Raw genomic sequence first — 26,754 nt, 5'->3', positions numbered from 1 at the left:
GTGCGCCCTCGGGGCTACGGGGCGAGCAGGGAGCCGACCGGGCTGAGGGGCTCCCATCCCGGGTCGCGCTCGGTGAGGCGGTCGAAGACCCGACGCCAGCCTTCCGCGTCCGTGCCGAGCCGGTCGCGTACCAAGGTGGCCACCTCCTGCAGGGCTGCCCGCACGGGAGCCGGGGCGTCGGCGCGGCGGCGGGCGGCGTTGAGGTAGCCGAGGACAAGGGCGGCCGGGGCGGCTTCGGCGACCAGCTCGGGGCCGGTCACCAGGCCGACGCCGAGCAGGTGGTCGAGCCGGACGGTGAGCGGTTCGTGGAAGTGATCGCCCAGGCCGTGGCGGAGCCGGGCCCGTGTCACGTCCGGGTCCGCGGTGGCGGCCCTGCGACGTGTGGGCACGGGAAGGTGCGCGGCGTGGCGGAGCCTGAGTTCGCGTGGTGCGTCCCAGTGGTTGACCAGCACCGACCAGTGCGGGATGGCCTCGCGGAGGTGTTCGCCTTCCAGCTGAACCCAGTCGATGTCGCCGGGCAGGCTCTGGACCTGGCTCGTGGCGGACCATCGCTGATCGCAGCGGCGCAGTCGCTTGACGAGCTTGTCCGTGGCCGCCTCCCGGTCGGCGCGGGCCCGGAGGACGGCGAGGGCTGCCTCGGGGTCCTCCGCTGCCAGCGCCTTCTGGCAGAGCCGGGTCACGGCCGGGCCGGGGTGGCCGCTGTCCACCAGCGAGGCGAGGCGCTGCCTGCCGCCGTGCCGCAGGAGGTTGAGACAGCCGACGATCTGCTGTGCGAGGCCCAGGTGTTTGCCCATCCGGGCGAAGACCAGTTCGATGAGGTCGGGTTCGGCCGACTGGAGCCAGAGGGCGCCTCCGGGCGGGGCCGCGGCGGGGGCGGCCCGCAGCTCGCGGGCCAGCGTGCCCGCCACCCGGGAGGGCGCGGTGGTGGTGATGCGCCGCCGGACGGAGTGGTGGTGGCTGTTGCGTAGCAGGGTCAGGTCGGTGGCCGGGTCCTGGAGGTCGGCCAGCCGGTGCTCCAGGTCTTCGTGCAGCCAGCGTGCCTGCTCGGCGAGCACCCGCAGCGCGTGCGGGTCGCGCAGCCGGAGGAGGTGGTCGAAGGCGGCCCGGGGCGTGTGGTCGTACCGGAGGAGATACGCGGCGAGCAGCCAGGGGCCGTCGGGGCCGAGGCGGGGCAGCACGGCGGCGACGGTCTCGGGACGCGCCAGGCAGAGCAGGGTGCCCGCCGGCCACAGCCACAGGTGGTTCCCGCGGGCGAGTAGACGCAAGGCCTCGTCGGGGGTCGTGGGGACGGGGGTGTGCCTCGACTCCTCGTCGCCAACGCCCTCGCGCAGGGCTACGTCACCGGCGTCGGGTACGGGCAGCGTGCGGGAGCGGTCGAGCAATTCGGGCCAGGTGGCGCCGTCCACCCGCCGCCAGCTGTCGCTGTGGGCCTCGTCGGCGGCGGCCGCGGCCAGCCGCAGCCAGGCGTCCGCGTCGGTGCCGAGCTCGCGGTCGAGCAGTTCGGCGAGCGCGTTCCACCAGGCCACGGGGATGGCCAACCGCCGCCAGTCGTGCGGCAGGTGGATCAACTGGCAGGCGGGGAAGGTGCGGAGGATGTCGTCCGCCTGGAGGATGCCGTGCGTGTAGGCCCTCTCGGCGACGCGCCACGTCCACTCGCGGTGCGGGCGGGCGAGTTCGGTCAGTGCCTCGTCACGGGTGGGAGCGGCGTACCAGCCGTCCTTCGGTTCGACACCGTGGCGGCGGCATGCGTGCATCAGCCAGTCCGGGGACTCCCAGCCGGGGCAGTCGACGAGGTCGTGTTGGGCGAGGAAATGGAGGCTGCCGGGGTCGTCGGGCAAGGGGGCCTCGCCGGGGCAGAGCGAGAGCAGCAGGTCCAGCGCGCTCAGGGCGGCCCGCTGGCGCTCGCCGCGGGGGGCGTCGGGGAGCGGTGCGGCGGTGGCGCCGTCCGCGGGCCGGGCCGTCTCCTCTTCACGCGTCGCCTGTTGGCCGGTTTCCCGGCCCGTCGCCTCGACCGTGCCGTCCGCAGGTGGTGTCCGCCCGGCCACCGTGAGGAGTTCGGGCAGGGTGCCGTCGAATGCGGGCACCAGGCGCAGCAGCGCGTCCCACGCCTCGGGGCGGCCCGTGAGGTGTGCTCGCGCGGCGGTGCGCAGCGCGTCGCGGGCGCCTGGGGTCAGCAGGTCACGATCCGACAAGGTGGCCAGGGCGCTCAGGGTGCGGGCGGCGGGGCGGGCGAGCCGGACGACGTCGACGGGGTCCAGGAGCCCGGCGCGGGCCATCCCCGTGGCCCATTCGCCTGCGGAGTCGTTCAGCGGCTCCTGGGCGAGCAGCCAGGCGGGCGGGGTGAGGTTGCCGCCGCGTCGGCCGTCGGCCCGCCACGACGCGTTCAGGACGCTGAGCGAGAAGTCGCCGCGGTCCGCGTCGGTGGCGTCCTCGTGCCGGACCAGTTCCTCGGCGGCCTTCGGCATGAAGGGGGTCCGCCGGTTCGCGGCGGCCAGTGCCGGGAAGTCCTGGGCGTACGGCTCGCTGAGCAGGTCACGGATGGTGCTGGTGCCGCGCACGGTGGAGAGCAGCCGGGTGAGCGTGGCGGGGTCCTCGTACGGCTCGCCCCGGGCGCGCAGCCGGGCGGCGCCGTCCGGTTCGTCCAGCGCGGCGGCGGCCTCGGCGCTGATGTCCGGGTGGAGGTGACGCGTGGTCGAGGGGTCGGCGAGCATGCGCCGTACGGCGTCGGGCCCGCGGAGTTCCCATACGCGTACGAGGGCGTGGCGCTGGGCCACCTTGCGCATGCCCCAGCCGAGAGCCTTCGCGACGAGTTCGGGGTCGCCGCAGCCGAGCAGCGGGGCGTGCCAGGTGCGAGGGACGTTGCCCGTGGCGGACAGCAGTTCGGCGCGCAGCGCGCGCTCCAGCGGCACGCGGTGCGTCGCGTGGGCGATGGCGCGGCGCAGGGAGGGGGTGCACCGGGGGTTGCGGTAGACGGTGGCGTTGACGGCCGGGTCGTCGGCGGCGATGAGCCGTTTGAGTACGCGGGCGTCCAGCCTGGGGTGGCCGGCGAGGGCGGTACGGGACCGCCGGTCTCCCCGGTCGGCCACGGCGGCCGTCAGGGCGGGGCCGGGGAGGGAACCCGTGGCCAGCATGTTGCGGAGGGTGGTGTCCGGCAGCGCGGGCAGGGCGGCTGCCGTGTGCTCCGGTGGGGCGTGCTCCAGCAGCAGGCACAAGGTGGCGGGCACGGTCCTGGGCGGGAGCGGTATCGGGTCGGTGGCCGGCTTCGGCTCCGCGGCGAGCAGTTCGGGCAGGGTGCCGCGGTACGTCCCCAGCGCGTCGTGCACGCCCCGCCAGCGGACCGGATCCGTGCCGAGGTGCCGCTCGGCCAGGTCCCGCAGGCGGGCTGCCGCGCGACCCTCGGGGACGACGGCGGGGCCGAGCAGGCCCGCCGTCGCACGGGCGGGCCGGACCCGCTCCACCAGTTCCACCACGAGCTCGTCGTCGAGTTCACCGGCCTTCCGCGCGGCGGTGGCGAGTCGGCCGAGAGCGGCAGCGCGCGGCGCGGCGAGCGCCGCGCGCAGGTCAGCGCCGGCGGCCTCGCCCTCGCCGCCGGGCCCCTCAGCTTCCGGCTCCGGCACGTCCTGCCCGTACAGCCGCTTCAACGCGGACACGTCCTGCGGCGGCAGCCCCGGCGTTAGCAACCGGAGGGCATAGCGCCGCGACTCCGCCTCGTGCCCATACGTACGCGCCACCGGGCGCCCCCTCTGTTCGTTCCCACATCGTGTGACTCGATCCCACCACACGCCTGTGACAACGCTCTTCGGCCGGCGGGTGCCGGCGCGCGCGACCGCCTTCGGCGTGCATGCTGGAAGCGTCGGTTCACAGGTGTCCGGTGACTGGGTTTCTGGGTGACGTCATGTGCTGGAGTGCGACGGCGGACCTCGTGGCGGGCACCGGTATCGCCGCGGTCGGGGTGGTGTGTGTGGTGCGGCTGCGCCGTGCCCGCGATCTGCCGCTCGGTGCGCTTCCGTTGCTCCTGGGAACCCACCAGATCATCGAGTCCGCCGTCTGGCGTTCCGGCGGCGGTACCGGCCCCGCGACCTTGGCCTGGGCCGTCGTCGCCCTGCCTCTGCTGGCGGTATGGGTTCCGTTCGGCGTATGGCTCGCCGCTCCGCCTTCGGTCCGGAGCCGGTTGGTGGTCCCCGTCGTCGTCGGGCTCCTCACCTCCGTCGTCCTCGCGTACTTCCTCGGCACGCGGCCCGTGACGGCCGAGATCCGCGGCCACACCCTCGGCTATGTCCTCGACCTGCCGCACGCTCCGTTGATCGTCGCGGGCTATCTCCTTGCCACGGTCGGCTCTCTGCTGCTCGGCGGTGATCCGCTGTTGCGTCTGCTCGGTGTTCTCGTCGCGGCCGGGGCGGCGGTCTGCGCGGCGCTGTGGCGGCTGGAGTTCATCTCCACCTGGTGCGCCTTCGCCGCGGTGGCGGCTGTCGTGATGCTCGCCTGGGTACGACGGCGCCCGGAGGGTCCCGCGCCGCCTGGCATGTCCGGTGCCCGGAGTCCGGCGAGCCGGTGACGCTCGCGGTCAGCGACGCGGCGGCCCGGGCCCGGGCCGGGCAGGTGGCTCAGCGCTGGTTGCCGTCGGGCACCAGCCACGGCTCCTGCGGAAGGACGCTTCCCGTCTCCAGCAGGGACTTCAGGTTCGACAACACGGCCGCCCACCCCGCGGCCGCCGCTTCCCGTTCGGCTTCGTCGGCCAGGTTCTCATGGGTGACGGTCAGCCGGACGATCTCGCCGTACGGCTGGATGTCGAAGGTCACCCGGGACGGTTCACCGGACTGCTCCGCACGGGGGTCGGCCCAGGTGGTCACCAGCCGTGTGGGCGCCTCACTCTCCACCACGGTACCGACGACGTCGGCGATCCCTGAACCGTCCGTCCGCCGGTGCTCCCAGGGGGAGCCGGCCTGCCAGTCCGAGACGTTGCTGTGGCCCCAGTATTCCGCCGTCAGGTCGGCGTCGGTCAACGCCTGCCAGACCTTCTCGGGCGTGCTTTCGATGTAGGTGACGTAGACGAATGCCGGTTTGTCGGTCATGACTTCCTCCGCTCGCCGTTTCACTGCACTGAGCGCGCGCAGACGCGGGCTCTCGAATTTGTCGATCCATCGTTCCTGGATCTCGTGAAGGGGAACGGGATTGAGGTAGTGCAGTTTCTCCCGGCCCCGCCGCACCGTGCTGACCAGATTGGCGGCCTCGAGAAGGGCCAAATGCTGAGTCGCCGATTGGCGCGTCATGTCGAGGCGCTCGCACAACTCTCCCAGCGTCTGCCCGTTGTGCTCGTGCAGCCTGTCCAGCAGATAACGCCGGGTCTGGTCGGCCAGGGCCTTGAAGACCTTGTCCATCTCTGAGCTCACGGTTTTACGTTATGCAGGTAAATGCCTGCATGTCAAGGTGTACCCACGACCGGCCCGGCAAACGGGGACGGTCCCCGGTCGCGTCGGCTTCCTCCCCCACCGGGGGGAGGCAACTCGCGCGAGAGGCTGACGCGGCAGCCGACGCGAACTCCTAGCGTCCTCTTATGCGATTCGATTCCGTGAAGTCACCCACTGGTTGGGCCTACGCCGCCGCCGTCTGGCTGGCGCTGAGCTTCGTGTGGCATCTGCAGATGGGCATCATGTACCGGGACGCGATGGGCGCCGACTCCACAGGCCCGGTGTGGATCTTCCTGGCGTACGACGGCCTGATCACCGCCATGTCGCTCGCAGGAGTGGTGTGCGTACTGGCCGCGGTCAAGCCGTGGGGCCGCCGCCTTCCGCCCTGGTCGGTGCGCTGGCCCCTATGGTTCGGCTGCGCGCTGTTGACGCTCCGCGGCGTACCCGGTCTCGTCGAGAACATCACCGTGGCGACCGGCCTCACCCCCTACGGCCTGCTCGGCATGGAGGAGGAACCCCTCGACACCGGCTTGTGGGAGTTCTGGAAGGACATGGTGATCAACTCCTTCTTCTTCCTGGGCGCGGTGACGCTGGTACCCGCCACCGTCCTGTCCGCCCGTCGCGCAGGATCCGCGCGTCCCGCCCCTCGGCGCGTGTGACGCCCGCCCGGGAACGGACTCAGCTCGACGTCGTGCGATAGCGGCCGCGGAACTCCGCCAGCAGTTCGTCGGTCACCTCGGCGCCCGCGGCCACCGCCGCGTGTACTTCGCGGAAGTACCCCTCGTATCCGGCGGGGGTGTACAGACACAGGGCCCTCGTGGTCTCCGTGCCCGCGTTCCGGAAGCCGTGGGGTGTCCCCCGAACGGCCGCCAGCAGGGTGCCGGGGCCGGCGGTCACCTCGCCGTCGCCGTTGTGGAGGGTCAACTGGCCTTCCAGTACATAGAAATACTCGTCGTGTCCGTGGTGGACGTGGGGCCGGGCACCCACGATCCCCGGCTCCAACGTGAACTCCTCGAAGGAGAACCGCCCCTCGGTGTGCTCGGCGGTCAGCCGGAAGAAGTGCTCGACCCCCGCCACATCTATCAACTCCCCTTCTTCGGGGCGTCGAAGCAGCGGGCGGGGGTCCGGCGTCTCGTGTTCGATCATCGTCGCATGATGGCAGAGTTCAGCCATGCGGGCGTAGCGGATTTGCCGCACCGATCGTCACGGCATGTCGTATTGACCTCGCCCGAGGGAGGTCGCGAGACTTGACCGTCGGCAGCCCGCCGACGCCGACGCCGGCTCCGCCACCAGCACGGGCGACCGCCTCATGACCGGGGGACGTGGTGACAGGACAGGTTGTTCCGCACGAGGTGCAGGGCAGCGGCTCCGAACGGTGCCTGCTGCTCCACAACTGGTTCGGTGACCGAACGAGCTTCGGGCCCATGCGCGAGCACCTGAACGGTGACGCGTTCAGCTACGCGTTCCTGGACTGCCGCGGATACGGCGAGGCGAGGGACACCGCCGGCGCGTTCACGATGGAGGAGATCGCCGGGGACGCCCTCGCCGTGGCCGACCATCTGGGCTGGGAGACCTTTTCGGTCGTCGGTCACTCCATGGGGGCGAAGGCGGCCCAACTGATGCTGCTGGACGCGCCGTCACGCGTCCGCTCGATCATCGGGATCTCTCCGGTGCCCGCGTCCGGCTTCCCCCTCGACGAGGAGTCCTGGGGGCTCTTCGCCGGGGCCGCGGAGAATCCCGGCAACCGCAGGGCGATCATCGACAACACGACGGGCGGGCAGCGCGACGACACCTGGCTGGACGCCATGGTGAGCCGCTCGGTGGAGAGGTCCTCACCGGCCGCCTTCCGCGCGTATCTGGACTCCTGGGCACGCGAGGACTTCCACGAGCGCGTGAAGGGCAACCCGGCGCCGGTGCTCCTCGTCGCCGGGGCGCACGACCCGGCGCTGGGCCCCGAGGCGATGGAGTCCACGTGGCTGCGGTGGTATCCGAATGTCGAACTCGAAGTTTTCCCGGACGTCGGCCACTACGCTCCGGAGGAGTCTCCTGAAGCCCTTGCGGTGGCTGTGGAGCGGTTCCTCGGCCGGAGAAAGTCCGATTGACGGTCCGGATGAGAAGAGACCGCCCCGCACCATGGAAGAGGTGCGGGGCGGTGCCTTTTACAGGAATGACGACCGGCTCGAAGCAAATCCACGTCCCGCAATTCCCGATTTCCGAGTGACACCATAGACGCACTCGTTCGCCAGGGGCGCGAAAAAGGCGACCACCGAATCAGTGGCCGCCTTTGGAGATTGCCTTTGGGGCGCCTGACTAAAAACCCTTATACAGGTTCGCCCGCGGTCGGCTTGGACGTCTTCGCGCGACGCTTTCGGGCCTGCGCCGGAACCTGCTGAGCCTCCCGGGAAGCAGCCGCATACGGCTGAATGGCCTCCAGGTATTCCTTGAAGGTGTCCTCACCCATGTCCAGCTCCCGGCGCTCGTAGACCACGCACGGTCGCATGGCGATCTTCGGGCTGCCGTCCTCGTTCTGCTCCCCCGTGTCGTACTCCTCGGTGCCCTTGGCGGCGACCAGAAGCTCGACCGAGAAAACGCCCTCGGTGACATCCGGCTTCAGGTCGTCGTGCTGGAGCAGACGCCCGTAGGTTGTCGTCGTAAGCGTCTGGCCGCCGACTACCGTAGTGGTGACAGCCTCTTCCACTCCCGGCTCACCCTTTTCGGATTCGTCGACCTGGACAAACTTGACGGCCATTGCGGTTTTCCCTTCTCGAAGACAGTCCAAATGATAGGCGAAAGTATGCCCGTTGAGCCAATCCGTAATAGAGAATGACCCCTTTTGGGCGAAGGGTGATTTTTGGTGTCTCTCAGGGTCTCTTGCTGAATCTTAAGAAGTCGAGGTTGAAGGTTGTCCCGCACCACCGCGATCAGGCTCGGCCGCGGTGGAGGGGACGGTGAGATCGCCGCGCGGGCCGGGCACGTCGTGCTCGCGGGCGACGCGGTGCCACTGCTCGATGCCGCCGGGCAGCGGCCAGGCCCAGGTGGGGCGGTGTTCGGCCCGGAGGGCGAGGAGCCGACGGGCGAGCACCGGCCCGGCGGTACCGGCTCCGTCGGGAACGCCGGGGCCGCGGACGGCGCGCAGCTCGGCGAACCTGGCCAGTTCGGCCTCGTACGCCGCTACGGCCTGCCGGGTTCCGGTGACCACCTCGTCCTCGGGGGTGGCGCGCTGGAGTTCCAGCACGGCGGGTTCCACGGACTCGGCGATCGCCGCGGTGAGACGAGCGTGCCCGTCCAGGACCACGTGGCTGTCCAGACCGCTGACCCACCAGAGGAGAACGGGCGGGAGGATCCCCTCGCGGGCCTGTTTCCGGTAGGCCTTGACTCTGCTGTCGTCGGCGTCGGGCATGACCCGCAGCGGAAGGATCTCCCACGAGCCGGCATGGTCGTACCAGTCGATGTACCCGCCGGGTTCACCCTCGATGAGCATGGAGCGCCAGTATTCGGCGAGCGGTCGGCGACCGTGGTTCCAGCGGCACAGCAGGACGTCCCGGGACAGCACCCAGCGTCCGTCGTGCAGAGGCCCGTCGGGCGTCGTGGCCAGCACCTCCGCGAAGCGGTGTGCCCAGCGCTGTACGGAACCCGCGTGGGCGCGGGCGGTGTGGGCCCTCAGCGGCGGTACGAGGGGGCGGTAGCGCGTGGTCCGGAGGAACTGCACGCCGGCCCGGCCTGGATCCACGATGCCGAGCAGCAGGGGGTCCGTGCCCTGAGCGAGCATCAGCCGGTTCTCGGCGGTCAGTACGCGGAGGGCCGGCCGGGGCCGCTCCCGGACGTCCAGGAGCAAGGCCGCCCAGGTTCCGTCGGAGCCGGTGAGATTCGTACGCCGCATCCCGTGACTGTAAAGGGACGAGCAGACAGTCACACATCCGGAACACCGTCGTGGCGGGCCGGTGATGCCGCCCGGAGCGGGGTGCGAGGACCTACGGTGGTCCCATGCCCCGAGTGCGCGACTACCCCCTCCGCCTGAAGCAGCCGGTGCGCGACGTGCAGGCGTTCCTGTCGAGTGCGGGTGGCCTGCGGCCCTATGCCCTCGCGTCGGCCGACTTCGAACCGCTGGTGCCCGAGGGAGAGGGCTCCGACGTCCTCGCGTTCGTCAACGAGGTGCCCGCGGCCGAACTGCCGCCGGAGTTCGGTGCGGCGTTCGGCGAGGGCGTTCTCGCGGAGCTGCGCGCGTGGTCGTTCAACGGCGTGCCGCCGTACGCGGTGCGCGTACGGCTGCGTGACGCGCGCTGGCGCGAAGACGAGTCGACCGCTGCCGGGTTCGCGTGGGCCGGGCGGCGTGCCGCCCGTGAGGCGGGCCACTGCATCCATGAAGGCGTCCTCCCGCGCCCGTACGTCACCCGCTGGCCGTCCGCCCGTACGGCGACGCACCCGGTGCCGGAGTACGACGTGCCCGGCCCCCGGCCGAGTGTGCCCGGTCGCACCGTCCGTGATGTGCACGTCCGACTCGTCACGTCCGCCGCCTGCGGAGTCTTCGCCATCGCCACCACCGACTTCGAACCGCTCCCCGCCGACTCGGGCCTCCTCTTCGAGTTCGCCGCGGAGGTTCCGGAGGACCGCCTCCCGCGCGAATTCGCCGACGCGTTCGAGCACGGTGTCCATCACACGCTCTGCGCGTCCGGTACCCGTCGGGTGCCCACCGCGGCCTTCCGGGTCCGGCTGCACGACGCGAAGTGGCATGAGGTCGATTCCAACGAGGTGGTCTTCGCCAAAGCCGGCCGCAGGGCAGCAGCGGAGGCCCTCCGCTGCTGTGCGGAAGGGGGCGCCCCACGCCCCGTCGACCCCTGGCCGGCCCACCCCCGCGGGCCCCGCGTCTGACACCGGCGCCGGATGGCCCGACGCCGGTGCGTCACGTCTGCCCGGTAGGGACGGAAGAGCCAATGATCTCCGCACCATAGATTTGAGCCCATGTCAGAGGGCAAGAACGCCGCGGCGACGCGGTCGCGTGAGCAACACAGGGGGCGGCACGCCGCCCGGAGGTCGGAGGCGGGCAAGGGCGGGCTGATGCGCTCGTCCTTGCTGATGGCGGCGGGGACGGTGGTGTCCCGGGCGACGGGGCTGATCAGACAGATACTCCAGGCCGGTGCCCTGGGGACCGGCCTGCTCGCCACCACGTACAACAACGCCAACGTCGTCCCGACGAGTTTGTACTTCCTGTTCATCGGAGGGGCGCTGAACTCGGTGCTGGTGCCCCAGCTGGTCCGGGCCCGGGTCGAGCACGCGGACGGCGGGCTGGCCTTCGAGCAACGCCTGGTGACGCTCGTGCTGTCCGTGCTCGGCATCGGCACGCTGCTGGCCGTGTGGGCCGCTCCGCAGATCATCAGCGTCTACCAGACGGACTCGCCGGACAACCACGCCGCGTTCGAGCTGACCGTGGTCTTCGCCCGGTTCCTGCTTCCGCAGATCTTCTTCTACGGTCTGTTCAGCATTTTGGGACAAGTGCTCAACGCCCGGGGGAAGTTCGGGGCGATGATGTGGACTCCGGTCCTCAACAACGTGATCCTGATCGCGATGTTCGGCGTGTACGTCGGCATGATGACCGTCCCGGACCGGGTGGAGGACATCACCCCGACGCAGGTGACGCTGCTCGGGGTGGGCACCACGCTCGCCCTGGCCGTGCAGGCCGTTGCCTTGATTCCGTGCGTCCGCGCCGCCGGCTTCCGCTTCAGGCCGCGTTTCGACTGGCGTGGCACGGGCTTGCGCAAGAGCGTCGCGGCGGCCCGCTGGACTCTGCTGTTCGTGCTGGTCAACCTCGTGGCCACCACCGTGGTGACGCACTACGCCACCGCGGCGGACAAGGCGCTGCCCCACGACGGTGTGGGTTTCACCGCCTACACCTACGCGCAGACGATCTGGATGCTGCCGCAGTCGATCGTCACGGTCACGCTGGTCACGGCGCTGCTGCCGCGGATGACCCGGGCCGTCGCCGAACACCGCCTCGACGACCTGCGGGGTGACCTCTCCCGGGCCCTGCGGGTCAGCGGCGTCGTCATCGTTCCCGCCGCCTTCTTCTTCCTCGCTTTCGGCCCGCAGATCGCGCAGTTGCTGTTCGCGCACGGCGCGGCCGATGCCGCGTCCACCCGGCCTCTCGGGCACATGCTCCAGGCCTTCGGACTGGGCCTGATGCCCTTCTCCGCGCAGTACCTGCTCCTCCGCGGCTTCTATGCCTTCGAGGACACCCGTACGCCGTTCCGGATGGCCCTGTGGATCAGCGCCGTCAATATCGGCCTGGCCACCGCCTGTCATTTCCTGCTGCCCGCCCGCTGGGCGGTCACCGGCATGGCCGCCGCCTACGCCGTCTCGTATGCCGTGGGCCTGTTCGTCACCGCGCTGGTGCTGCGGCGGCGTCTGGACGGCCGGCTCGACGGCCGGAGGCTGTGCCGCACCTACGGCAAGCTCACCGCTTCCGCGGTGCTGGCCGGCACCCTCGGCTGGCTCGCGGCCCGCGCCTGCCCCACGGACCTCGTCCCGACCGCGTGGGCCCCGGCCCTGAGTCTCACGGCGGGAGGCTTCACGATGGTGTTCCTCTTCGTGCTGCTCGCGAAGGCCTTCGAGATCGGCGAGTTGCGGAGCCTGCCGGGCCTGCGGTGATCCGTCAGGGCAGTGTCCGACTCGGTCCGGGGAATACCCCGGTGCGAGATCCCGGCCGCCTGTGGCAGGGTCGACTTTCGTGATCGACGACTATGAGTTCACGAGCGACCCGGCCCGCCTGGACAGCGCCTTGGTGCATCATTGGCTCTCCACCGACGCGTATTGGGCGCTGGGCCGCTCGCGCGAGAAGCAGGACAGCGCGATAGCCGGTTCGCTGAACTTCGGCGCGTACGAGAAGGCATCGGGCGCCCAGGTCGCCTATGCGCGGGTGGTCACGGACCGTGCCACGTTCGCCTGGCTGTGCGATGTCTACGTCGACCGCAGGGCACGGGGAAAGGGACTCGGCACGGGGCTGGTCACGGCCGTCCGTGACCACCTCGCGCCCTTCGGTCTGAACCGCATCCTGCTCTCGACCGGGGACGCCCACGGCGTCTACGAGAAGATCGGCTTCCAGCCGCTGGAGATGCCCGGCAACTGGATGGCCTACGGACGGCTCTAGCGCACCGGGCCGGTTCGGACACCCCGGTCACGGCCGCAGAACATGCACGCGTCGCACCAGGCCAGCGGGGTGAGCACCCGGTCCCGCACGCAGGAGGCGGGGATCACGTCATGGGGAGCCGGCAGTTCGTCCGGCTCCCCGGTGGCGGTGGACGGATCGAAGGCCGCGACGATGCGGCGGAACCGGTGCAGATACTTCAGGGCGAAGGGCGGCTCGTAGCCGAGCTCGTCCCAGCGGTGGCGGTCGAGGGCCAGACCGGCGACGTCAAGAACGAAGCGCTTGTTCCGGGCCCACTCGGTGGGGTCCTCGCCCCAGTCGACGTCCTCCAGCGCGAACCCGACCGCGCCGGAGCCCATGAGGGACTGGTCCTGGCGTGCGATGAGGGCCGCGAAGCGGAAATCCCAGTCCGTGACGGCCAGCGCGGTGACCGCGAGCATGAGCGTGTCGGCGAAGACCGCGGTGCCACCGTTCGACAGATAGAGGTCGTGACCACCGCCTCCGTACACATTCCCCACCGGATCACCGTACCCGGATTCCTTCCACAGGAATACTCGGCGCTCCCGTCCTACGCTGGCTGAGGGGGCAAGCCCAGGGAGCTGCCATGGTCACGACGAAGTGGGTCTTCGAGCCCGGTCACACCGGTGCGGAGTTCTGCGCCAGGCACATGATGGTCACCTACGTGCGCGGTCAGTTCAAGAACGTGCGTGGTGTGATGGAGGTCGACCCCGACGAGCCGGAGAAGGCCCGTGTCGAAGCGACGATCGACGCGACCCAGGTGTACACCGGGCAGCCCGAGCGCGACGCCCACCTGCGCAGTGCCGACTTCTTCGATGTCGACAACCACCCGACCTGGACGTTCGACTCCTCGCGCGTCCATCGGGTGAGCGCGACGGGGTTCGAGGTCACCGGCGATCTCACCGTACGCGGAGTGACACATCCCGTGACCTTCGACGTGTCGTATCTGGGGCAATGGGACACCCCCTGGTGGGAGGACGGCCAGGACATCGGGCCCAGGCGCCGCGCCGGCTTCACGGCCAAGGCCCGGGTGAACCGACATGACTTCGGGGTCAGTTGGAACGACGTGGTCGACCGGGGCGGGGTGGTCGTCAGTGACATGATCGACGTCATCGTCGACGTCGAGGCCGTGCTCGAACCGGCCGAGTAGAGGGCCGCGCTTGCGGCGCGGCTGCGGCAGGGTGCACGACCACCACTTCCGGCCACCGTCGGCTTTCCTCTCATGGCTCAAGTGGCACTCTCCCGCTCGTCACTCCCGGCGGTTTACCGTCCCTCGGCACGGGGGTCGCTTACGGAGAGAGGCTCACTGACTTGTTCTACTACGTGTTCAGGGCCGTGGTACTGGTGCCGTTGCTGCGGTGGCTCTTCCGGCCGCGGGTCGAGGGGCTGGAGCACGTTCCGCACGCGGGTGCGGCGATCATCGCGGGGAACCATCTGTCGTTCTGCGACAGCTTCCTCATGCCCGTGATGATCAAGCGCCGGGTCACCTTCCTGTGCAAGAAGGAGTACTTCACGGGCCGCGGCCTCAAAGGCCGGCTGACCGCGGCGTTCTTCCGGGTCAACGGGCAGATCCCGGTGGACCGGTCCGGTGAGGGGGCCGGTCGGGCGGCGGTCGAGGAGGGCCTGCGCGTGCTGGGCAGGCGGGAGCTGCTCGGCATCTATCCCGAGGGGACGCGCTCGCACGACGGGCGGCTCTACAAGGGGAAGGTGGGGGTGGCGGCCATGGCGATACGGTCGGGGGCGCCGGTGATTCCGTGCGCGATGATCGGCACGTTCGAGTCCCAGCCGATCGGGCGTCGGCTCCCGCGTCTCATGCCGATCACCATCCGCTTCGGGAAGCCGTTGGACTTCTCCCGCTACGCGGGGATGGAGGAGCGGCGCGAGGTGCTGCGGGCCGCCACGGACGAGATCATGTACGCGCTCCTGAAGCTGTCGGAACAGGAGTACGTCGACAGGTACGCGGCCGAGGCCAAGGCGGAGCAGCAGACGCCGGTCCTGGTCCACCAACCGCACTGACGCCGTGCGCCCGGTCGGTCCGGCACTGCGCCGGGCCGACCGGGTGGGTCCCCGATTCCGCGCCACCGAAAGGGCGTCTCGTAGGGTCTTGTGCATGCTCTTGTGGATCAATGGCCCCTTCGGTGGCGGAAAAACGCAGACCGCGCACGAGATCCAGCGCCGGCTCCCCGGCAGCGTCATCTGCGACCCCGAACACGTCGGCTTCGGCCTGCACCGGATGACGCCCCCGGCCCTGCGCGGTGACTTCCAGGACCTTCCGGCCTGGCGGCAGGGCGTGTACGAGGTACTGGACCGGACGCTCACCGCGCACGAGGGCACGGTGATCGTCCCGATGACGGTCGTGGAGCCCGGGTACTTCCGGGAGGTCGTCGGCCGGCTGCGTGAACAGGGCCACGACGTGCGGCACTTCGCGCTGCTGGCCCGGCGGGAGACGGTGCTGCGACGGCTGAGCGAGCGTGGCTTCGGGCACGCCGTGCGGCTCGTCGCCGGCAAGGACGCCCCTTTGCGCCGGGAGAGCTTCGCGGTGTCGAAGCTCGACCTGTGTCTGGAGCGGCTGCGCGATGCGGAGTTCGCCGAGCACGTGTGGACCGACCACATCCCGATCGCGCGGGTCGCCGACCACATCGCGGGCTCCGCCGGTCTGACGCTCACCCCGAACACGGACAGTCCGCTCCGGGGGCGGCTGCGCCGGGCCTGGACGGGGGCGCGGCACGTCCGGTTCGACTGACGGCGCCGCCGCTTCGGCTCACATCAAGGAGAGTTCGTCGTTCGTCCGGTCACTGGGCGGTCCACGCCCAAGAGGCACCCTTCTTGTAGTCGTCGGCGGTCTCCGCGGCCGTGCTCCAGGCGAGTCGGGCGGGCCGCTTCGACGGATCCCCGATGTAGATCGAGCACAGAGTGCGCTTCTCGCCGACGTCCCAGCCCATGTAGATGTCCCCCACCGGGCAACCACCCTCGACATAGCCCGAGTGGACGACCGGTCGCTTCGCTGCCGTGTCGCCGTTCTCGTCGAGGACCACGGCATGGGCATTGAGATCGGGATTGGCTACGCCCGGCTTCCCTTCCTTCAGCAGGTACGTCACGTACACGAAGTACGGCGTACGGCCTTCCAGAGTGCGATCGGCCTCGACGTAGTGGCCGTCCTTCATCTGCTTCTGGGTTCCCTTGACGACCTTCGTGGCGGTTACCTGGAACTTCCCGCCAGCGGAATTCCGGGGCTCGTACAGCTCCGGAGCCGACTGTCCCATCGCCAGCGCGGGACTCCACTCCACCCTCGTGGCCGGGCTCGCCTTGCCGCTCCCGCTCTTCGCCGTGCGGCCCTCGGAAGCGCCGGACTCCTCACCGCCTCCGTCACCACCGCAGGCGGTGAGTGCGATGCCCAGTGCGGAGGCCAGCATCCCGTAGAGGACCTTGGAGCGGTGGTGCATGTGTTCTTCCTTCTGGCAGAAATACCCGACCCAGGGGAACAGCAGCCTGAGCGTGACGAGTCCCCTCTTGGCCGCGCTACGCGCGTCGTGTACATGCTAAGCAAGTCCAGCATGCTCACGCACCGTGAGGTCCGTCTCCGGGCTCGCACCGGTGCCGCGGACGAAACCGCCTAGAGGATCTCGCTGGTCGTGCGGCGATAGGTGGAGCGTCGGTCCTCGATGGCGGCCCACCGGTCGCCGTAGACGTTCTCCGTGATGCCCGGTTCCCGCAGGAAGTCGTGCGGGAACCCGAGCGGCACCGCGCTCACCTCGTCGAGCCGTTCGACGGCGGCGGCGTCGAGCTCGACCTCGACGGCGGCGAGGTTGTCGGCGAGCTGGTTCTCCTTGGTGGCGGCGATGATCGGTACGACGTTGCCGGGGCGGCTCCGGAGCCATGCCAGCGCCACCTGCGCCGGGCTCCAGCCGCCCTGTTCGGCGATCTCCATCACCGCGGTGATGATCTCGTCCTCCCTGGGGTCCGTCCCGCTTTCCCAGCCCGGGGCGTTCAGTCGGCCCGTCTCGCCCCGCCGGTACTTGCCGGTGAGCTTGCCGGCCGCGAGCGGGCTCCACGCCAGCACGGCCAGGTCGAAGGCGCGGGCCTGCGGGAGCAGTTCACGCTCCGGCGTCCGCTCCAGCAGGTTGTAGCGCAGCTGCGAGCCCGCGAACGAGGTCCACCCACGGAGCTCGGCGAGCGTGTTGGCCTGCGCGATCTCCCAGGCCGGCCAGTCGGAAACGCCGATGTAGAGCACCTTTCCGGCGCGGACGAGGTCGTCCAGCGCCCGCATGACCTCCTCGACCGGCGTGAAGTTGTCCCGCGCGTGCACCCACAGGACGTCGAGGCGGTCGGTGCGCAACCGGTCGAGGCTCTCCTCCACCGATCGCACGAGGCTCTTGCGGTGGTTGCCCGCCGCGTTCACATCGCCCTTGCGGGTGGCGCAGGTGTACTTGCTGGCCAGGACGAAACTCTCGCGGCGGCCGTCGAGCAGCTCACCGAGAACGGTCTCCGAGGTGCCGTCGGTGTAGATGTTGGCGGTGTCGATGAAGTTGCCGCCCGCGTCGGCGTAGGCGTCGAGGATGCGTCCGCTCGTCTCCTTGGTCGCGCCCCATCCCCAGTCGTCGCCGATGGTCATGGCGCCCAGGCTCAGCTCGCTGACGCGCAGGCCGGTCCTGCCGAACAGTGTGTATCGCACGGTGTTCCCTTCGGTGAGGTCGTGCCCACGACGCTACGAGCTGGAGTGTGCTTCAACGCAAGTTCTTCGGCGGGCGTGTCACACCCGGGGGTTACGCTCTCGGTCCGCCGCGGCAGGAGCCGCCGTGCGTGACCGGTCCGTCAGGAGTGCCTGCCATGGCTCGTACCACCCCTCCCCGCCCCCTCGACGTGGAGGCGCTGTTCCCCGAGGTCGTCCCCTATCGCAGGGACGCGGTCCGGTTGCACCCACGGCCCGGGAGTCCCGGCGTGCGGGAGAGTTCGCTGGGCGGGCCGGTGCTGTGGCCGCGGTCGGTGGAGTGGCCGCACTGCGCCGACGACCACCCGTCGACGGCGTTCGCGCCGCCGCGGGGGGCCGGTGCGCTGCCCTTGGTGCCCGTGCTCCAGTTGTTCGCCGCCGATGTGCCCGAGCTGCCCTTTCCCGCCGGTACGGACGTTCTTCAGGTGCTGTGGTGCCCCTTCGACCACAAGGCCGGTTACGTACCCCGCCCGGAGCTGCACTGGTGGGACAGCGCCCGGTGTGACGGTGATCCCGTCGCACCGCCCCGGCCGGCCGGTGCCGACGACGACTACCTCCCGGACCCGTGCGTGCTGCACCCGGAGCGGATCACCGAGTACCCGAACTGGGATCTGCCCGAGGACATCGCCGACGCGCTGGAGGAGCGGTTCGAGGAGGTGGAGGAGGAGACCGGCTGGTCGTACTGGTCCCACCTCTCGGTGGCCCACGGCGTCAAGGTCGGCGGATACCCGACGTGGACCCAGGATCCGTACTGGCCCGACTGCACCGGGTGCGGTCTGCGCATGGACCATCTGCTGACGGTCAACAGCAGGGAGTTCGACGGGGAGTCGTGGCGGGGCTGGCTGCCCTTGGAGGACACGCCCGGCACGGGCGAGATCTGGGACCTCCCCTACGAGGAGCGCCGGATGATCCAGGGGCCGCCGGGGCTGATGCTCGGTGACATGGGCGGCATATACCTCTTCGTCTGCACCAGGTGCCCCGACCGGCCCTATGCCTACCACTCCGACTGTTCGTAGCGCCCTCGGTCCTTGACGATCCCGCGTGGGTGCCGCCCGTCGCCTCAGCGCTCGGCAGCGAAGTGGACGCAGTTCCCGGCGGGGTCGCGCAGCGCGAACTCGCGGCCCGCGGGAGAGTCGCCCACTTCGGTCATGGCCGGGCCGGAGGTGTCCGCGTAGTCCGTGGAGACCTTCCGCGACCACTCCTCATGCAAGGCGTCGAGGCCCACGACCTCCACCCACGCCGAGGTGTTGTCCGCGACGATCCGGTGTTCCGTCCGGCTGATGAACAACTGCACGTCACCTCGGTGGATACCCGCGAAGTCCCGGTCCCCGAAGTCCTCTTCGAAGCCCAGGGTACCGACCCAGAAGGCGACGTCGGCCGGCACGTCGACTGCGGTCAGAACCGGGACGGCACCGGTGAATTTCACCATGACGGACCCCTTTCGCGTTGTTGCCCGACAGATGGGGAATCAGGCTATCGGCGAAACGGCCCACGCCTCGGCACCCGCAGGCCGGCCGGGGTTCCCCGGCCGAGCCTGCGGCAAGGGCGGCGCCCGCGGCCCGGTTAGGGTGGCCCGCATGTCTTTTTCCAGCCCTCTGCTGACCGATCTCGTCCGGCGCGTGCCGCCGCCGTCGCGCCCGACGGGCGGTCAGGGCGACTGGGCGGCCGTGGAGGCCTCGCTCGGGACCCGTCTGCCGTCCGATTTCAAGGCGCTCGTCGCCACGTACGGCCGGGGGGAGTTCTGTGACGTCATCGGCCTGTGCACCCCGTTCGGGGAGGACAACCCGGTGCGGCTCACGGCGGACCTGCTCGAGGACTACGGACCGTCGCGGGAGATGTTCCCGGAGCGCTATCCGTACCCGCTGTTCCCGGAACCGGGCGGACTGATCGCCTGGGGGCTGACAGACGTCGGCCACCATCTGTGCTGGCTCACCGTCGGAGAGCCCGATTCCTGGCCGGTGGTCCTCTGGTCGCGCGACGACGACCACGAGGAATACGACTGCTGTGCCACGGACTTCATCGAGGGCTGGACCAGCGGGCGGATCGTCTCCGAGGTCATGCCCGACGACGAGGGGCTCGCCCCGTGGTTCGACGCGGCGCGCGAGGAGGTCCATGTGTACGTGCCGCTGTCGGAAGGCCCCCTGCCCTACCCGGAGCGACTGCGGATCCTGCGCGAGGAGTTGGCACCCACCGTCGACCGGGGCAGTTTCCACTCCCCGTACAACGACAGCCGCCAGGACCACTTCGCGACCGTGGAGACCGGCTGGCGGCTGACGTACGAGACGGCGTACGGCCATCAGATCCGGGTGGCGTTCCCGCCCGAGGACAGTGAACGGGCCCGCCGGGCGGTGCTCGGGGCGGTGGCGTCGATGGGCTGCGAGGTGCTCTCGACGAACACCGTGCACGGCGCCGGCGCGTGGGGGCCGACGCCGTAGTGCTCCGTCAGTCGCGGGGCGCGGCGCAGGGCGCGACGGGGGTCACCGAGGTGACGCGGTCGAGCTTGACCCGGTGCACCCGGTGGGGCGGGGCGGAGTAGATCTCCAGGGTGCCCGTGGAGTCCAGTAGCTCGCCGCTCCTGAGGGCGTCGTCTCCGGCTGTCTCCCGCCGTTTCCCGCCCGCAGGTCGTGCGCCCAGTCCCGGAACGACAGCGGCGGGCCCCAGGGGCCGGCGTCGACGACGCTCCGCGGGCGGGCGTTCTCGCGGCCCCCGGCACGTATCAGGGGATGTCCAGTACCGCCTTGCCGTGGAGCCGGCGTTCGAGCAGGGCGCCGATCGCCTCGGCGGCCCCGTCCCAGCCGCCGCGCCAGGAGATCTGCGGGTCGAGCCCGCCCGTGGCGACCTTGTCCGCGAGCCAGGTCAGGTCCGGGGCGAGCCCCGGGCAGCCGAGCAGGAAGAAGGTGGTGATCGCGCGGTCGTGCCGGCCCTGGTCGCCGAAGAGCGCACCGTAGGGCAAGGTCTCGCCTTGCCGCGCGGAGTGCCCGACCGCGACCAGGGTGCCCCGCTCGACCAGCTTGTCGTAGGCGTCCACGAGCTGCTGCCCTCCCACCAGGTCCACGACACCGTCGACCGGCCCGTCGACCTGGAGCGGCCCGTTCACCACTTCGTGGGCTCCCAGCGCCAGGAGGCCGTCACCGTGCTTCGCCGGGTCTCCGGTGGAAGCGATGACGTGCGCTCCGCCGAGCCGGGCGAGCTGCACGGCGTACCGGCCGACGCCGCCCGTGGCGCCGGTGACGAGGACGCGCCTGCCCAGGATCGGGCCGACGCGGTGGAGGGCGCGCAGGGCGCTGGCGCCCGCCACGGGCACCGTACTGATCGCCCCGGGGTCGGCTCCCGCCGGGACGATCCCCATCAAGTCGGTGTCGACGGCGCGCAGTTCGGCCCAGGCGCCGTCGGCGCCGAGCGTGACCACGGGGGTACCGGCCGCGGGGCCGGAGCCGTCGGCGGCGGCCCGCTCCACGACTCCGGCCGCGTCCCAGCCGAGGACGGCACCCTCGGGCGCGCCCTTCAGGCCGAACTCGACCTCGCCGTGATTGAGGGACGTCGCCGTCACCCGCACCAGGGCCTGGTGCGGGGCGGGCTCGGGGTCGGGGGCCTGGCCGAGGCGGAGGCCTGCGGGAACGGATCGGTCGACGAGCAGAGCACGCATGGGGTGCACCCTTCGCTGGAGGTCGGGTCGGCACCGGGGATCGGGCCGGTGAAGATCGGAAACACAGTTATGCCACTGAGTGGCATAAGCGCGCAAGTGGCATTCACCCCTCGGGTACGCTTGCCGCCATGAGCAACGCGCTGCCGCCCCGCGACCACGACGACCGGCTCCCGCTGCGCGAACGCAAAAAGCTGCGCACGCGACAGACCCTGGTCGACACCGCCCTGGAGCTATTCACCGAGCGGGGTTTCAACGGAGTGACCCTCGACGAGCTCTGCGACGCGGTGGAGGTCTCCAAGCGCACCTTCTTCCGCTACTTCGCCAGCAAGGAAGACGTCGCCATGGCGCCGACCCAGGACCTGTGGCGGGCCTTCCTCGAGGACCTGGAGACGCGCGAGCCCGGGGGCCGCCCGGTGCTGGAGATGCTGCAAGAGGCCCTGTTCGCGGCGATGGACCGGATGACCGCCGACGGATGGGCCCACCGCGTCCTGCTCACCCGTCAGCTGGCCGCGGCCACCCCGTCGATGGACGCCCACGGCCTGCACTTCTGCCATGACACCGGCCGGGCCGCGCTCGCCACCCTGTACCGCCGCCTCGATCTGGCCACCCCCGACGATCCGCGCACCCGACTGGCCGTGGACATGCTGGTCGCCGCCTTCCACTGCGCCCTGGACACCTGGACGGCCGGACCGGGCACCCTCACGCGCGCCGGCCTGGCCGCCCATGTGCGCGACGCCTGCGCGGCCCTGCCGGGCAGCCTCACCCTGACCGCCGGCCTGCGCCCACCGGGATAACCCCCGGCGGTTTACTGTCGGTACGTCACCACATCACCCGATTCCGCCTGCGCATGAGCCCGGATCGCCCGGGGCCCGGACGCCCGGTCCAGCCCGTTCGGCGCCGAGGTCCCGGTGATGCCGGACCTGTTCCGGGAGGCCATGCACGGCACCTCCACCAGCGTGGGCCCGGCTCCACCGTTCCGAGGAGCGCGACGCGTACAGTCGAACGGGGTCGGACGCGTACCGGTGAACGTGCCCGGCGGCGCGGTGCGTTCGTGGCCGGCCGGCCCGGACGGTGGGCCGACACCCCGACCGCGGCGGCGGAACGGCGATTCGGGAGGCTGAGGCGTGTGCTGGTTCTGGGGCCCACCCAGGTCGAGACCCTGCTCGACCTGGACGAGTTGATCGACACCTTGGCCTCGGCGATGGCCGACCTCAGTGCGGGCCGCGCCTCGGCGCCGGACCGGGTCGCCGCGCTGGTGCCCGAGCGCGAGGGGCTGCTGGGCGCCATGCCGGGCTACGTGCCCTCGGCCGGGGCGCTCATGAGCAAGCTGGTCTCCCTCTTTCCCGGCAACGCGGGAACGCCGCTGCCCACCCACCAGGCACTGATCGTCGTGTTCGACCCGGAGACGGGCGAGCCCGTGGGCCTGCTGGACGGTACGGCCATCACCACGGAACGCACCGCTGCCTGCTCCGCGCTCTCGGCGCGGCTCCTGGCCCGCGAGGACGCGTCGGTGCTGGCCGTGCTGGGCACCGGGGTGCAGGCCCGTTCCCACGCCCGCGCCATGTGCCGGGTCCGCCCGATCCGGCAGATCCGGGTGGCGGGCCGGAACCCGGCGAAGGCGGCCGCCCTGGCCGAGGACCTGTCGTCCGTACTCGACGCCGAGGTACGGGCGGTGCCGACCTACGCCGAGGCGCTCGACGGCGCCGACATCGCCGCGGCGGCCACCCACGCCACCGACCCGGTGGTCCGCCGCCCCTGGCTGACACCCGGAGTGCACATCACCTCGGTCGGGTTCAACCCGAAGGGCCGCGAGATCGACGACGCCACCGTCGCCGACGCGCTGGTGTGCGTCGAGTCGCGGCGGACCGCGCTGGCCCCCTTCCCCACCGGCAGCAACGACCTGGTGGAACCGATCCGCGACGGCGTCGTCACCGCCGGGCACGTCCACACCGAACTGGGCGAGCTCGTCTCGGGAGACAAGCCGGGACGCACCTCGCCGGAGCAGATCACCCTCTACAAATCGGTGGGCGTGGCAGTGCAGGACGCCGCCGCCGCGGCACTGGTCCTCGCCGCCGCCCGCGATCGGGGCACCGGCGAGGAGATCACCCTGCGGTAGAGGCCGTGGGCGGGCCGCGTCGCGGCCGGCGGTGAAGGGAGCGGACGTGACGGACGGCGCTGGTGGGAAGTGGCAGTTCTGGGTCGACCGGGGCGGTACGTTCACCGACATCGTGGCGCGCCGCCCCGACGGCGGGCTGCTGACGCACAAGCTCCTGTCGGAGGACCCCGCCCGCTACCGCGACGCCGCCGTGGCCGGGATCCGCACGCTCCTCGGCCTGCGGGAGGACCAGACCGTCGCGAGCGGCACGGTGGAAGCCGTACGGATGGGCACCACGGTGGCGACCAACGCCCTTCTGGAGCGCAAGGGCGAGCGGACGGCACTGGTCATCACCCGCGGCTTCGGTGACGCGCTGCGCATCGGCTACCAGAACCGGCCCCGGATCTTCGACCGGGCGATCACCCTCCCCCGGGCCCTGTACGAGCGGGTGATCGAGGTCGAGGAACGCATCACCGCGGACGGCACGGTCCTGCGCGCCCCGGAACTCGGCCCTCTGGCCACCGAGCTGCGGCGCGCCCACGACGACGGCATCCGCGCGGTGGCGGTGGTGTGCCTGCACAGCCATCTGCACCCGGCGCACGAGAGGGCGATCGGTGACCTCGCCGAGCGGATCGGATTCCCGCAGGTGTCGCTGTCCAGCGAGGTCAGCCCGCTCATGAAGCTGGTGCCGCGGGGGGACACCGCGGTCGTCGACGCCTATCTCTCACCGGTCCTGCGGCGCTACGTGCAGCAGGTCGCCGACCGGTTGCGGGACGTGCGGCTGATGTTCATGCAGTCCAACGGCGGTCTCGCCGAAGCGGGGCACTTCCGCGGCAAGGACGCGGTCCTGTCCGGCCCGGCCGGGGGCATCGTCGGCATGGTGCGCATGTCACGGCTGGCGGGCTTCGAGAAGGTGATCGGCTTCGACATGGGCGGCACGTCCACCGACGTGTCGCACTTCGCGGGTGACTACGAGCGGGTGTTCACCACACAGGTGGCGGGTGTCCGGCTGCGGGCCCCCATGCTGGACATCCACACCGTCGCGGCCGGCGGCGGGTCGGTCCTGCACTTCGACGGCAGCCGCTACCGGGTGGGCCCGGACTCGGCCGGCGCCGCCCCGGGGCCCGCCTGCTACCGCGCCGGCGGCCCGCTGACCGTCACGGACGCCAACGTGATGCTCGGCCGGATCCAGCCCGCGCACTTCCCCCACGTGTTCGGACCGGACGGCGACCGGTCCCTGGACTGCGACGTCGTGCGGCGGCGGTTCACCGAGCTGGCGGAGGACATCCACACGCGTACGGGCGACCGCCGTTCGCCCGAACAGGTCGCCGAGGGGTATCTGCGGATCGCCGTGGCGAACATCGGCAGCGCGATCAAACGCATCTCCGTCCAGAAGGGCCACGACGTCACGCGCTACGCGCTGACGACCTTCGGCGGCGCCGGCGGCCAGCACGCGTGCGCGGTGGCCGATTCGCTCGGTATCCGCACCGTGCTCGTACCGCCGATGGCCGGTGTGCTCTCCGCGCTCGGCATCGGCCTCGCCGACACCACGGCGATGCGCGAGCAGTCGGTGGAGGCGCCCCTCGAAGAAGCGCACATGGAGCGGATCAACGCGGTCGCCGGGGAACTGGAGTCGGCGGCGCGCTCCGAACTCCTCGACGAGGACGTCCCCGCCGAGCACATCCGGGTCGCGCGACGCGCGCACCTGCGCTATGACGGCACCGACACCACCGCGCCGGTCGACCTCACCGACCCGGCCACCATGACCGCGGCGTTCGAGGCGGGTCACCGGGCGACGTACTCCTTCCTCATGGACCGCCCGATCGTCGTCGAGTCCCTGTCGGTCGAGGCGACCGGCCTCACGCTCCAGCCCGACCTCGACGCCCTCGGCAACCTCCACGGGGAAGGCACGGCAGTCCCGGAAGGCGGCACCGCGTCCCTCTTCACGGACGGCGCCTGGCGGGAAGTCCCCCTCCACCGCCGGGAACACCTGCGGCCCGGTGCTTCCGTGACCGGCCCGGCCGTCATCACGGAGGCCAACGCCACCACGGTCGTGGACACGGGCTGGCACGCGGCCACCGTCCCGGCGGGTCACCTGCTCGTCGAACGGGTGGCTGCGCCCGCCGAGGCCGACGTCGGGACCACGGCCGATCCGGTCCTCCTGGAGATCTTCAACAACCTCTTCATGTCCATCGCCGAACAGATGGGCGCGCGACTGGAGTCGACGGCGCAGTCCGTCAACATCAAGGAGCGGCTCGACTTCTCGTGCGCCCTCTTCGACCCCGAAGGCAACCTCGTCGCCAACGCCCCGCACATCCCGGTACACCTCGGTTCGATGGGCACCGCGGTGAAGGAAGTCGTCCGCCGCCGTGAGGGGGCCATGAAACCCGGCGACGCCTACGCGGTCAACGACCCGTACCACGGCGGCACCCACCTGCCGGACGTGACCGTGGTGACCCCCGTCTTCGGCGACGGGGCCGGCCGGGCGGGACCCGCGGGCGCGCGGATCCTGTTCTTCGTCGCCTCCCGTGGGCACCACGCGGAGATCGGCGGGCTGACCCCCGGCTCCATGCCGGCGAACAGCCGCGAGATCCACGAGGAGGGCGTGCTGTTCGACAACTGGCTGCTCGTCGAGAACGGCAGTCTCCGGGAGGCCGAGACGCTGCGGCTGCTCACCGAGGCGCCCTACCCGTCCCGCAACCCGGCCACCAACCTCGCCGACCTGCGCGCCCAGATCGCCGCCAACCGCAAGGGAGTGGAGGAGGTCGGCAAGATGATCGACCACTTCGGCCTGGACGTGGTGCAGGCCTATATGCGCCACGTCCAGGACAACGCGGAGGAGGCCGTACGCCGGGTCGTCGACGCGCTCGACGACGGCGCGTACCGCTACGAGACGGATTCCGGGGCGGTCATCGCCGTGCGCGTCTCGGTGGACCGCGAACACCGCACGGCGACGGTGGACTTCACGGGTACGTCACCGCAGCTGGACTCGAACCTCAACGCGCCGAGTTCCGTGGTGGCGGCGGCCGTGCTCTACGTCTTCCGGACCCTCGTCGCCGACGACATCCCCCTCAACGACGGCTGTCTGCGGCCCTTGCGGATCGTCATCCCGCCGGGCTCGATGCTGGCGCCGGTCTTTCCGGCCGCCGTGGTCGCGGGCAACGTCGAGACGTCCCAGGCCATCACCGGGGCGCTCTACGCCGCCATGGGTGTGCAGGCCGAGGGCTCCGGCACCATGAACAACGTCACCTTCGGCGACGAACGCCACCAGTACTACGAGACCGTCGCCTCCGGCTCGGGCGCGGGCGCGGGGTTCGACGGCGCGTCCGTGGTGCAGACCCATATGACCAACTCACGGCTGACCGACCCCGAGGTCCTCGAATGGCGCTTCCCCGTGCTGCTCGAGGAATTCGCGGTGCGGCACGGCAGCGGCGGTTCGGGACGGTGGCACGGCGGCGACGGCGCCGTACGCAGGATCCGCTTCCGTCGGCCGATGACGGTGAGCACGCTCGCCGGCCACCGCCGGGTGCCGCCCTACGGCATGGCCGGCGGCTCCCCGGGGGCCCTGGGCACGGGCCGCGTGGAGCGTGCGGACGGCAGCACGGTGCAGATGGCCGGATGCGACTCCGTCGAGGTGGGGACGGACGATGTGCTGGTGGTGGAGACCCCGGGCGGCGGCGGATACGGCACCCCGGAACCGGACGGTGCGCCGGCCACTGACGCCCGCACCTGATCACCACC

24 protein-coding genes are annotated in these 26,754 nt (G+C 71.1%); 14 read left to right on the top strand and 10 right to left on the bottom strand.

Annotation, left to right across the window (positions count from 1 at the left end; all coding sequences use genetic code 11):
* Window positions 1-14: 14 nt before the first annotated feature.
* Complete coding sequence (locus FHS38_RS26365; RefSeq protein WP_184737537.1) at window positions 15-3,731, bottom strand: hypothetical protein; 3,717 nt, start codon at window positions 3,729-3,731, stop codon at window positions 15-17.
* A gap of 164 nt (window positions 3,732-3,895) precedes the next feature.
* Here FHS38_RS26365 and FHS38_RS26360 point away from each other — a divergent pair, with 164 nt between their 5' ends.
* Window positions 3,896-4,555: a DUF6629 family protein gene (locus tag FHS38_RS26360; protein WP_184737634.1), complete on the top strand. Its 660-nt coding sequence runs from the start codon at window positions 3,896-3,898 to the stop codon at window positions 4,553-4,555.
* Window positions 4,556-4,604: 49 nt separating this feature from the next.
* Here the strand turns inward: FHS38_RS26360 and FHS38_RS26355 are convergent, their stop codons facing one another.
* Entirely contained in the window at window positions 4,605-5,378 is a 774-nt protein-coding gene (locus tag FHS38_RS26355) for an ArsR/SmtB family transcription factor (RefSeq protein ID WP_184737535.1), read from the bottom strand.
* A 176-nt stretch (window positions 5,379-5,554) separates the two neighbouring features.
* Between FHS38_RS26355 and FHS38_RS26350 the strand changes: the two genes are divergently transcribed.
* Window positions 5,555-6,067: a DUF3995 domain-containing protein gene (locus FHS38_RS26350; RefSeq protein WP_184737533.1), complete on the top strand. Its 513-nt coding sequence runs from the start codon at window positions 5,555-5,557 to the stop codon at window positions 6,065-6,067.
* Between the two features lie 19 nt (window positions 6,068-6,086).
* Here the strand turns inward: FHS38_RS26350 and FHS38_RS26345 are convergent, their stop codons facing one another.
* Window positions 6,087-6,554 carry a cupin domain-containing protein gene (locus FHS38_RS26345; RefSeq protein ID WP_184737531.1) on the bottom strand — a complete coding sequence of 156 codons (468 nt, stop codon included), beginning with the start codon at window positions 6,552-6,554 and terminating at the stop codon, window positions 6,087-6,089.
* Between the two features lie 179 nt (window positions 6,555-6,733).
* Here FHS38_RS26345 and FHS38_RS26340 point away from each other — a divergent pair, with 179 nt between their 5' ends.
* Entirely contained in the window at window positions 6,734-7,510 is a 777-nt protein-coding gene (locus tag FHS38_RS26340) for an alpha/beta fold hydrolase (RefSeq protein ID WP_184737529.1), read from the top strand.
* Between the two features lie 218 nt (window positions 7,511-7,728).
* Here the strand turns inward: FHS38_RS26340 and FHS38_RS26335 are convergent, their stop codons facing one another.
* Together FHS38_RS26335 and FHS38_RS26330 are read right to left on the bottom strand one after the other, a co-directional pair.
* Window positions 7,729-8,157, bottom strand: a complete 429-nt coding sequence (locus FHS38_RS26335; protein ID WP_184737528.1) for a hypothetical protein — start codon at window positions 8,155-8,157, stop codon at window positions 7,729-7,731.
* Between the two features lie 132 nt (window positions 8,158-8,289).
* Entirely contained in the window at window positions 8,290-9,288 is a 999-nt protein-coding gene (locus FHS38_RS26330; protein WP_229822868.1) for a hypothetical protein, read from the bottom strand.
* Between the two features lie 104 nt (window positions 9,289-9,392).
* Between FHS38_RS26330 and FHS38_RS26325 the strand changes: the two genes are divergently transcribed.
* The 3 genes from FHS38_RS26325 to FHS38_RS26315 all read left to right on the top strand — a co-directional run bounded on the left by FHS38_RS26325 (window position 9,393) and on the right by FHS38_RS26315 (window position 12,549).
* Window positions 9,393-10,277 carry a hypothetical protein gene (locus tag FHS38_RS26325; RefSeq protein ID WP_184737526.1) on the top strand — a complete coding sequence of 295 codons (885 nt, stop codon included), beginning with the start codon at window positions 9,393-9,395 and terminating at the stop codon, window positions 10,275-10,277.
* A gap of 90 nt (window positions 10,278-10,367) precedes the next feature.
* A complete protein-coding gene (gene murJ / locus FHS38_RS26320) occupies window positions 10,368-12,050 on the top strand; it encodes a murein biosynthesis integral membrane protein MurJ (protein WP_184737524.1) in 1,683 nt (560 codons plus the stop codon).
* A 79-nt stretch (window positions 12,051-12,129) separates the two neighbouring features.
* Window positions 12,130-12,549, top strand: a complete 420-nt coding sequence (locus tag FHS38_RS26315; RefSeq protein ID WP_184737522.1) for a GNAT family N-acetyltransferase — start codon at window positions 12,130-12,132, stop codon at window positions 12,547-12,549.
* Here FHS38_RS26315 and FHS38_RS26310 read toward each other — a convergent pair.
* Window positions 12,546-13,064: a hypothetical protein gene (locus tag FHS38_RS26310; RefSeq protein WP_229822867.1), complete on the bottom strand. Its 519-nt coding sequence runs from the start codon at window positions 13,062-13,064 to the stop codon at window positions 12,546-12,548. The two genes, FHS38_RS26315 and FHS38_RS26310, sit on opposite strands and share 4 nt — an antisense overlap.
* A gap of 86 nt (window positions 13,065-13,150) precedes the next feature.
* On the opposite strand from FHS38_RS26310, the gene FHS38_RS26305 reads away from it, so the two are divergent.
* The 3 genes from FHS38_RS26305 to FHS38_RS26295 all read left to right on the top strand — a co-directional run bounded on the left by FHS38_RS26305 (window position 13,151) and on the right by FHS38_RS26295 (window position 15,307).
* On the top strand, window positions 13,151-13,714 hold the full coding sequence (locus FHS38_RS26305) for a YceI family protein (protein ID WP_184737520.1): 564 nt from the start codon (window positions 13,151-13,153) through the stop codon (window positions 13,712-13,714).
* Window positions 13,715-13,875: 161 nt separating this feature from the next.
* Window positions 13,876-14,580 carry a lysophospholipid acyltransferase family protein gene (locus FHS38_RS26300; protein ID WP_184737518.1) on the top strand — a complete coding sequence of 235 codons (705 nt, stop codon included), beginning with the start codon at window positions 13,876-13,878 and terminating at the stop codon, window positions 14,578-14,580.
* Window positions 14,581-14,674: 94 nt separating this feature from the next.
* A complete protein-coding gene (locus tag FHS38_RS26295; protein ID WP_184737516.1) occupies window positions 14,675-15,307 on the top strand; it encodes an AAA family ATPase in 633 nt (210 codons plus the stop codon).
* A gap of 49 nt (window positions 15,308-15,356) precedes the next feature.
* On the opposite strand, the gene FHS38_RS26290 is transcribed toward FHS38_RS26295, so the two are convergent.
* Window positions 15,357-16,007, bottom strand: coding sequence for a hypothetical protein (locus tag FHS38_RS26290; RefSeq protein WP_184737514.1), 651 nt, complete (start codon window positions 16,005-16,007; stop codon window positions 15,357-15,359).
* Window positions 16,008-16,177: 170 nt separating this feature from the next.
* A complete protein-coding gene (locus FHS38_RS26285; protein ID WP_184737512.1) occupies window positions 16,178-17,236 on the bottom strand; it encodes an aldo/keto reductase in 1,059 nt (352 codons plus the stop codon).
* Window positions 17,237-17,391: 155 nt separating this feature from the next.
* On the opposite strand from FHS38_RS26285, the gene FHS38_RS26280 reads away from it, so the two are divergent.
* On the top strand, window positions 17,392-18,288 hold the full coding sequence (locus tag FHS38_RS26280; protein WP_184737510.1) for a YwqG family protein: 897 nt from the start codon (window positions 17,392-17,394) through the stop codon (window positions 18,286-18,288).
* Between the two features lie 44 nt (window positions 18,289-18,332).
* On the opposite strand, the gene FHS38_RS26275 is transcribed toward FHS38_RS26280, so the two are convergent.
* Entirely contained in the window at window positions 18,333-18,701 is a 369-nt protein-coding gene (locus tag FHS38_RS26275) for a bleomycin resistance protein (protein WP_184737508.1), read from the bottom strand.
* A gap of 148 nt (window positions 18,702-18,849) precedes the next feature.
* Between FHS38_RS26275 and FHS38_RS26270 the strand changes: the two genes are divergently transcribed.
* Complete coding sequence (locus tag FHS38_RS26270) at window positions 18,850-19,707, top strand: SMI1/KNR4 family protein (RefSeq protein ID WP_184737506.1); 858 nt, start codon at window positions 18,850-18,852, stop codon at window positions 19,705-19,707.
* Between the two features lie 281 nt (window positions 19,708-19,988).
* Here FHS38_RS26270 and FHS38_RS26265 read toward each other — a convergent pair whose 3' ends face one another.
* The gene (locus tag FHS38_RS26265; RefSeq protein ID WP_184737505.1) at window positions 19,989-20,918 is read right to left on the bottom strand and encodes a zinc-binding dehydrogenase; all 930 of its coding nucleotides are present in this window, start codon (window positions 20,916-20,918) and stop codon (window positions 19,989-19,991) included.
* Between the two features lie 128 nt (window positions 20,919-21,046).
* Between FHS38_RS26265 and FHS38_RS26260 the strand changes: the two genes are divergently transcribed.
* The 3 genes from FHS38_RS26260 (at window position 21,047) to FHS38_RS26250 (ending at window position 26,746) form a co-directional block, all read left to right on the top strand.
* Entirely contained in the window at window positions 21,047-21,712 is a 666-nt protein-coding gene (locus tag FHS38_RS26260; protein ID WP_184737504.1) for a TetR/AcrR family transcriptional regulator, read from the top strand.
* Window positions 21,713-22,044: 332 nt separating this feature from the next.
* On the top strand, window positions 22,045-23,034 hold the full coding sequence (locus tag FHS38_RS26255) for an ornithine cyclodeaminase family protein (protein WP_184737502.1): 990 nt from the start codon (window positions 22,045-22,047) through the stop codon (window positions 23,032-23,034).
* Between the two features lie 46 nt (window positions 23,035-23,080).
* A complete protein-coding gene (locus FHS38_RS26250; RefSeq protein WP_184737501.1) occupies window positions 23,081-26,746 on the top strand; it encodes a hydantoinase B/oxoprolinase family protein in 3,666 nt (1,221 codons plus the stop codon).
* Window positions 26,747-26,754: the final 8 nt, after the last annotated feature.

The organism is Streptomyces netropsis (assembly GCF_014203545.1).
GTDB classification, from domain to species: domain Bacteria; phylum Actinomycetota; class Actinomycetes; order Streptomycetales; family Streptomycetaceae; genus Streptomyces; species Streptomyces netropsis.
Note: the sequence above shows the minus strand (reverse complement) of the source record. Positions and strands in the feature narration are given on the sequence as shown.